General features: G+C 63.7%; 12 protein-coding genes. 5 read left to right on the top strand and 7 right to left on the bottom strand.

Annotation, left to right across the window (positions count from 1 at the left end):
• Nucleotides 1-1,410 (bottom strand): 7TM diverse intracellular signaling domain-containing protein (locus tag ENZ74_RS09720; protein ID WP_164760985.1); only part of this gene is annotated, 1,410 nt, incomplete at its 3' end.
• 50 nt (nt 1,411-1,460) lie between these two features.
• On the bottom strand, nt 1,461-2,198 hold the full coding sequence (locus tag ENZ74_RS09715; RefSeq protein WP_063168819.1) for a response regulator transcription factor: 738 nt from the start codon (nt 2,196-2,198) through the stop codon (nt 1,461-1,463).
• Between the two features lie 221 nt (nt 2,199-2,419).
• Between ENZ74_RS09715 and ENZ74_RS09710 the strand changes: the two genes are divergently transcribed.
• Nucleotides 2,420-2,623: a hypothetical protein gene (locus ENZ74_RS09710; RefSeq protein WP_013530050.1), complete on the top strand. Its 204-nt coding sequence runs from the start codon at nt 2,420-2,422 to the stop codon at nt 2,621-2,623.
• A gap of 149 nt (nt 2,624-2,772) precedes the next feature.
• Here the strand turns inward: ENZ74_RS09710 and ENZ74_RS09705 are convergent, their stop codons facing one another.
• Entirely contained in the window at nt 2,773-3,141 is a 369-nt protein-coding gene (locus ENZ74_RS09705) for a helix-turn-helix domain-containing protein (RefSeq protein WP_024504168.1), read from the bottom strand.
• A gap of 89 nt (nt 3,142-3,230) precedes the next feature.
• Between ENZ74_RS09705 and ENZ74_RS09700 the strand changes: the two genes are divergently transcribed.
• On the top strand, nt 3,231-3,836 hold the full coding sequence (locus tag ENZ74_RS09700) for an NADPH-dependent FMN reductase (protein ID WP_013530052.1): 606 nt from the start codon (nt 3,231-3,233) through the stop codon (nt 3,834-3,836).
• A gap of 56 nt (nt 3,837-3,892) precedes the next feature.
• Here ENZ74_RS09700 and ENZ74_RS09695 read toward each other — a convergent pair whose 3' ends face one another.
• Nucleotides 3,893-4,618 (bottom strand): MBL fold metallo-hydrolase, encoded by a 726-nt coding sequence (locus tag ENZ74_RS09695; protein ID WP_245441363.1) that lies wholly within the window; start codon nt 4,616-4,618, stop codon nt 3,893-3,895.
• A 365-nt stretch (nt 4,619-4,983) separates the two neighbouring features.
• Here ENZ74_RS09695 and ENZ74_RS09685 point away from each other — a divergent pair, with 365 nt between their 5' ends.
• The gene (locus ENZ74_RS09685; protein WP_013530053.1) at nt 4,984-5,910 is read left to right on the top strand and encodes a DMT family transporter; all 927 of its coding nucleotides are present in this window, start codon (nt 4,984-4,986) and stop codon (nt 5,908-5,910) included.
• A gap of 10 nt (nt 5,911-5,920) precedes the next feature.
• Here the strand turns inward: ENZ74_RS09685 and ENZ74_RS09680 are convergent, their stop codons facing one another.
• A complete protein-coding gene (locus ENZ74_RS09680) occupies nt 5,921-6,946 on the bottom strand; it encodes an alpha/beta hydrolase (protein WP_245268609.1) in 1,026 nt (341 codons plus the stop codon).
• A 55-nt stretch (nt 6,947-7,001) separates the two neighbouring features.
• Here ENZ74_RS09680 and ENZ74_RS09675 point away from each other — a divergent pair, with 55 nt between their 5' ends.
• Nucleotides 7,002-7,541: a CGNR zinc finger domain-containing protein gene (locus tag ENZ74_RS09675; protein ID WP_245470941.1), complete on the top strand. Its 540-nt coding sequence runs from the start codon at nt 7,002-7,004 to the stop codon at nt 7,539-7,541.
• Nucleotides 7,542-7,595: 54 nt separating this feature from the next.
• Here the strand turns inward: ENZ74_RS09675 and ENZ74_RS09670 are convergent, their stop codons facing one another.
• Entirely contained in the window at nt 7,596-9,104 is a 1,509-nt protein-coding gene (locus tag ENZ74_RS09670; RefSeq protein ID WP_063168818.1) for a winged helix-turn-helix domain-containing tetratricopeptide repeat protein, read from the bottom strand.
• A gap of 139 nt (nt 9,105-9,243) precedes the next feature.
• Here ENZ74_RS09670 and ENZ74_RS09665 point away from each other — a divergent pair, with 139 nt between their 5' ends.
• The gene (locus ENZ74_RS09665) at nt 9,244-9,486 is read left to right on the top strand and encodes a hypothetical protein (protein ID WP_013530057.1); all 243 of its coding nucleotides are present in this window, start codon (nt 9,244-9,246) and stop codon (nt 9,484-9,486) included.
• Nucleotides 9,487-9,514: 28 nt separating this feature from the next.
• Here the strand turns inward: ENZ74_RS09665 and ENZ74_RS09660 are convergent.
• Nucleotides 9,515-10,721: hemolysin family protein (locus ENZ74_RS09660; RefSeq protein ID WP_164760984.1), on the bottom strand; the 1,207-nt coding region annotated here is incomplete at its 5' end.

The following is a 10,721-nucleotide window of genomic DNA, read 5'->3' as shown; positions in this document are numbered from 1 at the left end:
GCAGGCGAGAGTGTGGGGAAGGCGCGGCGGCGCGATCCACTCGGCCAGCGACTGGCCGCCCGTCTGGTCGTCGGCGGCGGTGTCGATGATGACCCGCAACTCGTCGCGCAGTTCCTTGAGGACGGACAGGAAGCGATCGGCCGGCAGGTTCTGCGGCGCATGCTCCAGCATGGCGATCGAATTGACCAGGGTGCCGCCCATGCCATCGTGCAGATTGTGGGAAAGGGAGACGCGCTCGGCCAGCCTGGTGTTGGCCAGGGTGACCTCATGCTGCTGATGCAGCGTGAGGGCGAGTTCTTCCCTGGCGGTTTCGATCTTGGCCGTGAGCTCATCGTTGAACCCCTCGATGCGGCGCATGTTGGCGACGAAGTTCCAGGCCAGCACCAGCGCCATGCCGACCATCTGAAAGTGGGATGTCAGCGTGACGTAGTAGACATTGCCAAGAAGGATGCCGAGATAGGTCATCAGGTCATGCAGGATGGCCACGATGGTGAGCGCGTTGACGATGTGAAGGACGATGTGGTCCAGCCGATTGCTGCGCCAGGTCAGGCCGATCGACAGGAAACAGGCGCCGATGTAAAGCAGCGACCAGAACAAGGCCAGCAGGTTGAGCATCGGGCCGAGTTGGGAATGCGGTGTGGCAAACAGGGCCGCGGCGCCGATCGCCAGCGCGGCCCACAGCACGGCTTCCCCCCTGGGAAAGCGGCGCTCGGCAAAGCGGATGACAAACAGCACGAAGGCGGCGGCCATGACCATGAAGGAGAGCATGATAAAACGCTGCCAGGTGTCGGTCGCCGCGAACGGCCAGGGGCTCGTCACCACGAAATTGAGCGAATAGCAAAACCACGCAATCGTCATCAGGGCGAACCAGCCATAGGCCTTCAAGCTTCGGCGCAGCAGCCAGACGACGAAGAAGAAGGTGCCAAGCGCCGCGGTGACGCCGAGATAGAAGACCGGCAGTTCGCGGCGAATCCAGAATTGCTGGACAAAATGGGCACGCGTCGCCGAAGGCGGGCCGATCAGGACCGGACCAAGGCCTGGCTGGTACGGCGCTAGGCCCGAGACCCTGATCAGCAGCGTGTTGGTGCCGGCATGCAGGACCGGGGAAGCGAGCTGCCAGTAGCGGGGCACGTTCCATGAGCGCGTCAACGGCTCGACGAGGAATTCGTCGCGGCCGAGTTCCGCGGCGTTGACAGAGATCGATCCGGCCAGTGTCCAGTAGTTCAGCGCGAGGCCTAGCGGCTCGGCCGCGTCGGGCCTGTCGAAGGTGAGGCGATACCAGACCACGCCGTCGAAACCGGGCCAGCGCGTCGCCCAGTCATCGGGCAAGGTCACGCTGGTCCAGCCGGCGGCCGGCGGCGCGGCGGCGTCCCAGCCGGATCGAACGGCCTCGATCGTCTTGAACGGCACGGCCCCGTCGGCGCCGAGGGCGATGCCGCCCGGCGCGAGGAGCAGGAATATCAGGGCAAGAAGCCTTGCGACCGCGCCTCGAAAATCGCTTCCGTCCGGGATTTGACCGACAGCTTCTTGTAGATGTTGCGAATGTGGCATTCGACCGTGAACCTGGAAAGGGAAAGGACCCCCGAAATCTCTCGATTGGTAAGCCCCTTGGCAACGAGGTTGAGGATCTCGACCTCGCGCGGCGTCAAGGGAGGCGGCGGCGCAAGCGCGGGCTTGCCGCGCCCCGGCCTGTCGGTGGAGGAACGGGCGCGCCCGGATGACGCCGGCGCCGACACCAGTTCCAGGATGCGCCGGGCGATGAAGGGATCGATCGGCGCGCCGCCGCGAATGGTGCTGCGGATCGAAAGTGACAGCTCGACGTCGTCGCGCTCCTTCAAGAGATAGCCGGTCGCTCCGGCACGCAGGGCTTCGAGGATGGTGTTTTCGTTGCTCCAGGCCGAGATGACGAGAATCGGCAGCGCCGCGTCGTGCTCGTGCAGGGAGCGGATGAGGTCGATGCCGTTGCCATCGGGCAGGCCGACATCGACCAGCGTCATGGCGAAGGGTTGGTCGACGAGCAGGGCCTTGGCCTGCGCGATCGACCCGGCGAAAAACAGCTCCTCCTGAGCGTAGCCAAGGCCCCTCAGGATCGAGCGCAACCGCACCTGCATCATCGGCTCGTCCTCGACGACAAGCAGCGGGCTCGGCAGCAGTGCTTCCGATGGCAGGTCGATGGCGGGATGTTCCTTGGACGACATGAACCTCGACGCGAATGGCGGCTTTCACCTGTAGCAGCCGGGCGGAAAATACCCAACCGATCGTACCCAGTCTGCCATGGATCGGTTGCCGCCGACATAGCTGGGATCAGGTAGAGCGAGCCGGGTATGGCCGTTTGTAACAGCGCCCGTGCGGGAGGCGCTTTTCGTGACATCCAACGGTTGCCTCCAAGCCCGATCCTGCTGCAATCGGAGGAGAGACAATGCGTCAACATCTGCTGAACGGTTGGCTCGTGGCAGCCCTGGTCGCGACGACCTGCCTGCTCGGCGTGACCGCTTACGCGGAGGTGAAGGAAGACATCTCGCGCGTCGCCTGCACGCATGGAGGACAGGCTCCCGGCGAGCGGGGCGCACGGTGTGATACCTGTGCCGCCGCGCGATGCGATGTGCGCGCATCAGGAGCCTGAGCGGCAGCCGTCAGGGGACCGCATGAGCGGCAATCCGCCAGCCAAAACGGCGCTTGCATCCGGGCACGATCCGCGCAGCCGAGATAGAATTTCCGATCAGACAAGCCGGATGTTGCGTGCGGGGCTGAATCCCTTGCCGCGCAAGGGTTTCAGACGCGGGCGCCGTCGAATTTTTCGCGCGCCGCCTTGACGCGCATGGTGTTGGCGCGCGCCCATTCGCTCAGTGCGCTGACGGGGATCAGCAGCTCGTGGCCGAGCTCGGTCAGCTCATAATCGACGCGCGGCGGAATGGTTGGAAACACGGTGCGGGTGACGAAGCCGTCACGCTCCAGCCCGCGCAAGGTGGTGGTCAGCATCTTCTGCGAGATGCCGCCGACGGCTGCGCGCAATTCGTTGAAACGCAGCGGTCCGTCGCCCAGCTTGCCGACGACCAGAACGGTCCATTTGTCGCCGACGCGCTGCAGGATTTCCGAGATGGCGCGGCAGTCTTCGGAGCGGTGTGGGTGCCTCGGTAACAAAAAAGTGCCTTCTTGTGCATCGCGTTTGCAGTATCTCATATAGCGCAGGTATCCAAATGATACCAGTACTTCGTGCAAGGAGAGCCCTTATGTCCAAACCCAAAATTGCCATCGTCGTCGGATCGACGCGCGCCGCTCGTTTCGCCGATGTGCCAACCCAATGGATCGCCAAGATCGCCAAGTCGCATGCCGACATCGATGTCGAGATCGTCGACCTTCGCGACTTCCCGCTGCCGTTCTTCGACGAAGTCGCATCCTCCGCATGGGCGCCGTCGCAGAACGAAGTGGCACAGCGCTGGCAGAAGAAGGTCGCCGAATTCGACGGCTTCATCTTCACCGCCGCCGAATACAATCATGGCCCGACGGCGGTGCTGAAGAATGCCATCGACTACGCCGCCAACGAATGGAACAAGAAGCCGGCCGGCTTCGTCGGCTATGGCAGCGTCGGTGGCGCTCGCGCCGTCGAACAGCTCCGCCTTCATGCCGTCGAATTGCAGATGGCGCCGGTCAAGTCGGCCGTCCATATCGCCTGGGGCGATTTCCTCGCCGTCCGCCAGGGCGAGAAGAAGCTGGAAGACCTCGAGCATCTGAACCAGGCCGCCACGGCGCTGGTCAACGACGTTGCCTGGTGGGCCAAGGTGCTCAAGGCAGCGCGTCAGGCCGACGCCGTCGCCGAGGAAGTCAAGGCGGCCTGACGGCCGGTTCGAATTATCCTCCCAAGGATCCGGGGCGGCGCTTGCGCCGCCCTTTTTCAATTATAGCGGCTCAAACCGAAAGCTGGCGCCGGATCGGACGACGCGGCCGATACCGGGCGAATCCAGATGCGCGCCGGCGACGAAACATGATCGTCGGCAGCAAGCGCCAGCAACCGCAACCGGCTTTCGCGCGCCTGGTCCTGATCGGCATCGAATTCCCACGTCACCTCAGGTCGATCGAACTGAAGCGATGGGACGTGAACGGTGTCGCCCCAAATCAGAATGCGTTCGCCACCGCTCGAAACACGAAAGCAGCTGTGTCCCGCTTCATGGCCATGGGCTTCGACAATGTCGACATGTGTCCCGATACGGTCTCCGGCCTCGAAGGGTTCCGCCATGCTGTGAAATCGTTCGAGCCGCGCTTCGGCGCGAAAAAAGCCGAGTTCTTCCCCGGGAACGAGCAAACGCGCCAGGCGCGGGAAAGCGTCGCGGCCGTCGGCAAGCACAAGACCATGGATGTGGTCGAGATGGGTGTGGGTGAAACAGACGGCACGGACTCGTCCGGCATCGATGCCAGCTTCGTCCAGCGCCTCGGGAAGTCGGCCCATGGTGGGATGCCAGGCGTTCGAGGCACCGGTATCGATCAGGATGATTCCGTCTCCATCGTCAATCGCGAAGGCATTGACGGACAGTCTGAGTTGACCACCAACCAATGCGACTTGTTGCGGCAATTCATCGCCAAATGGCTTGTCGCCGGGTTGCCGAAGCCGTCCGATCGGCATGTCGACATAGCCATCGCGCAAGGAGGTGATGCGCAAGTCACCAAGATCGTAGGTCTGATAAAGGTCGCCCGAAGCCATGCGGTGCATTTTTTCCGATCCGTCTGCAGACAACCGGCAACATGCGACGGGCCAGCTGCGTCGGCAACCCGCCCGCTCAATTCGATCTGTGCCATGGGTGCGTGCGTCGCCTGCCGTGGCCGGATGATGCAGTCGGCGAGGCGGTCCGTTTCGTTCAACTCGCCGGCATGGTGCTGATACCCTGATGTCACGATAGCCTCGGCCCAATCGGGGTTGGACTGCTACATCGACCGGGCTGCCATCTGGTCGCGACCCTTGCCCTGATATATCCGGCTGCGATCCGTCACATGAGTGAAGCCGTGAAGACATCCAGCCTGACCGGCGCCGTTTCCCCGATGATCCCGGTGCTCGTATGCGCGCTTGCGATCTTCCTGCTGTCCGGGATGGATGCGGCGATGAAGATCCTGGTCATCGCGGTCGGGGTCTACAACACCTTGCTGTGGCGCAGCATGGTCGCGGCCGTGGTCGCGGGCGCAGCCTGGTTGGCGGGACCACGCTTAAAGCCGACCATTCCGGTGCTGAGGCTGCATGCGCTGCGTGCCGCAATTGTCGGCGTCGTGCTGATATCCTTCTTCTGGGGCTTGGCCAGGCTGCCGCTCGCGGAGGCGATCGGGCTCAGCTTCGTGGCGCCCTTGTTTGCGCTGTTTCTCGCCGCGCTGCTGCTGGGCGAACGGATCCGACGCCAGGCTGTCTGGGCATCGTTGGCCGGCATCGCCGGCGTCGCCATCATCATGGCCGGCCAGTTCGGGCAGGCAGACTATTCGCAGGACGCCATGCTCGGCACGGCAGCGGTGCTCGTATCAACCGTGTTCTACGGATACAATCTGATCCTCGCCCGGCAACAGGCGCAGTTGGCCAAGCCGATCGAGATCATGCTGTTCCAGAACCTTTGCGTTGCCATCCTGCTCGGCCTCGCGGCACCCTGGCTTGCCGTCGCCCTGCCGAGCGATCTTTGGCTTCCTTTGGCCGGGGTGACGGTGCTGTCGCTCGCCGGGCAATTCCTGATGAGCTGGTCCTACGCCCGCGCCGAAGCGCAATATCTGATCCCGACGGAATACTCGGCCTTCATCTGGGCGGTCGCGCTTGGCTGGTTCTTCTTCGGCGAGGAGGCGACCTGGACCACGCTGACGGGAGCGTGCCTGATCGTCGCCGGCTGCCTGATCGCCGCGCGGGCCAATCCCAGGCTTGCCGAGCCCATCGAAGTGGCGGTTTGAACGTCGACGTTCAACGCCCCGCAGGATCGCGAAATACCCCAGTCTCCACCTCGTGCATGAAGTGAGCGATGAGAGCCGCGCATTGGCGATGATGCGTTTCGAGAAGCATGTGCCCGCTCTCAAAGACATGGATTTCGACGGCGTCGAGATCGCGGCTGTAGGCCATGATCTCGTCCAGCGCGAAGAAGGCGTCGTGGCGCCCCCACAGCACCAGGCATGCTGGCTGTTGGTCGCGGAGATAGGCCTGGATGGCCGGGAAGCGCGCGATGTGCGAGCCATAATCGGTGAAGAGTTCGAACTGAATGTCGGTGTTGCCGGGCCTCGCCAGGCGCTCCGTATCGAGATACCAACCCTCGGGCGGAAACAACACTTTCAGACGCTCGGGGAGACCGCCGATATATTGGTTTCGGGTCCCCTCGAAATTCATCCAGTCCGGCAGTCTGGCGCGGTTTTCTTCAGTCGGTTCGGCGAAGAACGCCTTCGGCGCGTCCCATTCCGGTCCCAGCCCCTCGTCATGAGCGTTGCTGTCCTGGGCGATCAGGCCGAGGATGCGATCCGGCCGCCGTGTGGCGAGATGATAGCCGACGGGCGTGCCGAAGTCAGTGATGTGGAGGAAGAATCGCTGGAGGCCGAGGGCCTCGATGAAGGCTTCGATCGTGCTGGCCAGGTTGTCGAACGTGTAGTCATAGGCATCGATGGAAGGGGCGGACGAAAAGCCGAAACCGGGCAGATCCGGCGCCACCACATAGGCTGTCTCCGCCAGCGGTTCGATGACATTGCGATAGACGTGCGACGAAGTCGGATATCCGTGCAGCAGCAGGATTGCCGGTCTGCCGGGATCGCCGGCATGACGGTAGAAGATGTCGAGGCCGTCGACATTGATGGTTTCGTGGCGGGTCTTGTAACGATTGCTGCACATCCTCTCCCTCCCAGGGGTTCCGCGCCGATCTGGCGACGCGCTGGCTTTGACACCACGTATCCGTATGATAGTGGTTACATGTAACCGTATAATCCGGTTAATGAGGTTATGTTCCATGGGCGATGAATACACCGAATGGGTACCGGATCACTTCATAGGCGGGCATCCCGCTTTGGACCTGTCGAACGCCGTGTTCGACCGGCGGGCGCCGGCAACAGACAATGAACTCTTCAAGTCCGTCCGGGATGTTGCGAACTGGTTCAGCGCCTCAGGGCTTGCCGACGATCGTCAGGCGCAGGCCGTTGCCGAGATAGCGGATGGGCGGTTCGTGGAAGGGGTCCGCGAAATGCGGGAGGCGTCATTTCAGGTTTTCGATCCAATCGCCGCGGGCAAACCGTCTGCGGTCGAACCGCTCGGCGTGTTGTTCTCGCGCACGGCAAGCTCGCTTGCCGCCGGGTCTATCGAGCTGGATGGCACCAGGCCGGAGCTTGCCCTTGGCCGGTGGCGCGATCCGGACGCCGTCACCGCGTTGCTGGCCATGCTGTCCATCGAAGCGTTCTTCACCCTGCCGCGCGACAGGCTGCATTCCTGCCCTCGCTGTGGCTGGCTTTTCCTCGATACGTCGCGAGGCGGCAAGCGGCGCTGGTGCAGCATGCGCACCTGCGGCAACCGCGAGAAGGTGTCGCGCCACCGAGATCATACCGACGTCTAGACTGGGTTAGCGCACCACGTCGCCTTTGCTGCGGGCGGGCCGGATGCCGGCGCGTCACTCCGGAAGACCGGCCTTGCGAAAACCATCGACGAAATGCTCGAGCGTAGCGGCGTCGCGGAATGGCTCGGTCGTCGCCCAGTGATGGGTTGTGAAATGCGGGTTGCCGACGAGGAACAGTTCAGCCTCTGCGCGCGCCTCGTCGAGCCGGCCGAGTTGGGCCATGCTTGCCGCCAGGAAACGGCGTGAGCTTGTGCGATAGGTCTCGTCACGGCGCAACGTCTCGATAGCGGCTTGGTAGTCGCGCGCCGCATATTGCGCCTGGCCGAGCGTCAGATAGTACCAGCTCGCCGGAAACGGGTTCAGCCGGAACGCCTTGCCGATGTGCTCGAGGCCCTCTTCGACCCGTCCGGCCAGGACCGCGATGTCGGACAATGCCGCCCAGGTGTCGGCCTCGTTCGGGTCGAGCTCGATCGCTTTGGCGAATTCCGCATCCGCTTCAGTGAAGCTGCGCTCATAGGCAAGCAGATAAGCCAGGATCCAGCGACAGCCGGCATCGTTGGGATCGATCGCCACCGCCTTGCGCGCCAGCTCCAGGGCAACGCTGCGGGCAGCCTCGGTTGGTCCGCCCCAATGCACCTGTCCCATCCAGTGGTTCATGGCAAGCCAACGATAGGGCTCGGCATAATCAGGATCGAGCGACACCGCGCGCGTCAGCATCAGATGCGCTTCCTGCGCCATCTGCGGCGAGTCGTCGATCAGCTTTCGCGCCCGCACGCAGAGGTCGTAGGCCTCCAGATTTCGCGGCCGATTGCGCGGCGGCGGCGCGCGCAGCCGGCCAAGCAGCGCTTCCACGATCTTGGCCGTCACCTCGTCTTGAACGGCAAAGATATCCTCCAGGCCGCGATCGAAGCGTTCCGCCCACAGATGATCGCCACTCATCGCGTCGACCAGCTGTGCGTTGATGCGCACGCGCCCCGCGGCGCGTCTTGCACTGCCTTCCAACAGGTAGCGCACGCCAAGATCCCCGGCGATCTCGCGCACGTCCATCGCTTTTCCCTTGTAGGCAAAGGTCGAGTTGCGGGCGATGACGAACAGGCCGGAGATTCTGGACAGGTCGGTGATCAGGTCTTCCGTCAACCCATCCACGAAGGGATCCTGCTCGGGATCGTTGCTGAAATTGACGAAGGGCAGCACGGCTATCGACGGTTTGTCGGGCAGCGGCAAGGGTTTTCGCCTGGCCTCGCCCAGCTGTTCGACGGCCCCAGTGAAACGGTAGCCGACGCGCGGAACGGTGGATATCCATTCGCCGTTGTCGCCGACGGGGCCAAGCAGCTTGCGCAGCTGCGCGATCTGGACGGTGAGATTGCCTTCCTCGACGGCCGTGCCCGGCCACGCGGCGTCCATCAGTTCGGCTTTTCCGAGGATTTCGCCGGGCCGCCCGACGAGTGCCGCAAGCAGGCTCAGCCCGCGATAGCCGACGGCAACGGGGACATCGTTCCGAAGCAGCGTTCCCGCATGCGGATCAAGCACGAACGGACCAAAGGCAAAACGCGATCCCTGCATAGGCGCATCTATAGGGCCGCTCTAGCTCGTTTGGAAGTTTTGGGAACTATTTGGGAGGGCTTAATTACGGCGCCGTCCGTATCGCGCAGAATTCAACCTCATCGAGAGCCCTAGGCCCTCAAACCATATGGAGGTTGCCATGACCAATACCCTCACTTGTGCAGCGCGGCCGGGAACGCCCGTGCGGCCGGCATCGCGCCGGCTCCTAAAGACCCTGCGAAGCATCATCGCGAGCTGGCACGATCGGACCTGGCGCGAGCGGATACGCTTTCGCTGGCAGCTCAGGCAAATGTCGAAGGACAATCCGCATCTGATCGACGATATCGGCCTGACGATACAGCAGGTCGAGGGAGAGATCGCCAAGTCCTTCTGGGAACGATAGAGCGAAATGCCGCAAATCGCGTCGACCGTCAGCGCACCGCCTCGCGAGGGGCGCCGGCCAGGCGGGTGGCGATCAGCTTGTCGATGCGGCGGCCGTCGAGATCGACCACCTCGAAGCGCCAGCCCTGCGCGTCGACGCATTCGCCAGTCGCCGGCAGATGGTGCATATGCGACAGCACATAGCCGGCGACGGTTTCGTAATCGCGGTTTTCCGGCAGGTCGATGCCGAGAATGTCGGCCATCTCGTCGGCCTGCATGTAGCCGGCGAGCAGCCACGAGCCGTCCTCGCGCTTGACCGCGTTTTCCTCGTCGCCGGCGTCGGTGTCGGCGCGGAACACGCCGGTGATGGCTTCCAGAATGTCGGCCGGGGTGACGATGCCTTCGAAATGGCCGTATTCGTCATGCACCAGCGCCATCGGCACGTCGGATTCCTTTAGCTTCTGCAGCACATCGAGCGCGTCGGCCTGGTCGTAGACGATGGGGGCTGCGCGCACATGCCTGCGCGGATCGAGCACGCGGCCGGCAAGCAGTGCGGCCAGCACATCACGCGTCTGGACGACGCCGACCATGACGTCGACGCCGCCGTCGCCTGCCGGCAGGCGCGAATGCTGGGTTTCCATGAGCAGCTTGCGGATGGCCGCCTCGTCGGATTGCAGATTGATCCAGTCGACTTCGGTGCGCGGCGTCATCACCGCGCGCACGGCGCGGTCGCCAAGCCGCATGACGCCGGCGATCATGCGCCGCTCGTCGGATTCGATGGTGCCGTGATGCTCGGCCTCGGCGACCAGCATCTTGATCTCCTCGTCGGTGACCTTTTCCTCGCTTTCGCCGCGCTGACCGAGCAGCCACAATATGGTGCGGCCGGAGAAGTCGAGCAGGAAGACCAGCGGCGCCGACACCGTGGCGAGGATGGTCATCGCCGGAGCGACCCTGGCGGCGACCCGCTCGGGATCACGCAACGCGATCTGCTTGGGCACCAGCTCGCCGACGATCAGCGAGAAATAGGTGATGATAGCAACGACGATGCCGACGCCTAGCGGGTCGGCGACAGTCTCGCGGATGCCGGTCGAAGCCAGGAACTGCGCCAGCCGTTCGCCGAGCGTGGCGCCGGAAAAGGCGCCGGAGAGGACGCCGACCAAGGTGATGCCGATCTGCACCGAGGACAGGAACTTGCCGGGATTTGAGCCAAGATCAAGGGCGCGGCCGGCGCCATTGGTGCCGCGGTCGATCATCGCT

This window comes from Mesorhizobium sp. M7A.F.Ca.CA.002.15.2.1 (genome assembly GCF_003998715.1).
GTDB lineage: Bacteria > Pseudomonadota > Alphaproteobacteria > Rhizobiales > Rhizobiaceae > Mesorhizobium > Mesorhizobium ciceri.
This window is presented reverse-complemented; position numbering and strand designations above follow the sequence as displayed.

What these genes read in the sequence shown, in the direction of transcription:
- ENZ74_RS09695 (WP_245441363.1), bottom strand. Translation starts at nt 4,618, where the DNA reads ATGCCGATCGGACGGCTTCGGCAACCCGGCGACAAGCCATTTGGCGAT.
- ENZ74_RS09685 (WP_013530053.1), top strand. Translation starts at nt 4,984, where the DNA reads ATGAGTGAAGCCGTGAAGACATCCAGCCTGACCGGCGCCGTTTCCCCG.
- ENZ74_RS09670 (WP_063168818.1), bottom strand. Translation starts at nt 9,104, where the DNA reads ATGCAGGGATCGCGTTTTGCCTTTGGTCCGTTCGTGCTTGATCCGCAT.
- ENZ74_RS09710 (WP_013530050.1), top strand. Translation starts at nt 2,420, where the DNA reads ATGCGTCAACATCTGCTGAACGGTTGGCTCGTGGCAGCCCTGGTCGCG.
- ENZ74_RS09680 (WP_245268609.1), bottom strand. Translation starts at nt 6,946, where the DNA reads ATGGAACATAACCTCATTAACCGGATTATACGGTTACATGTAACCACT.
- ENZ74_RS09700 (WP_013530052.1), top strand. Translation starts at nt 3,231, where the DNA reads ATGTCCAAACCCAAAATTGCCATCGTCGTCGGATCGACGCGCGCCGCT.
- ENZ74_RS09715 (WP_063168819.1), bottom strand. Translation starts at nt 2,198, where the DNA reads ATGTCGTCCAAGGAACATCCCGCCATCGACCTGCCATCGGAAGCACTG.
- ENZ74_RS09665 (WP_013530057.1), top strand. Translation starts at nt 9,244, where the DNA reads ATGACCAATACCCTCACTTGTGCAGCGCGGCCGGGAACGCCCGTGCGG.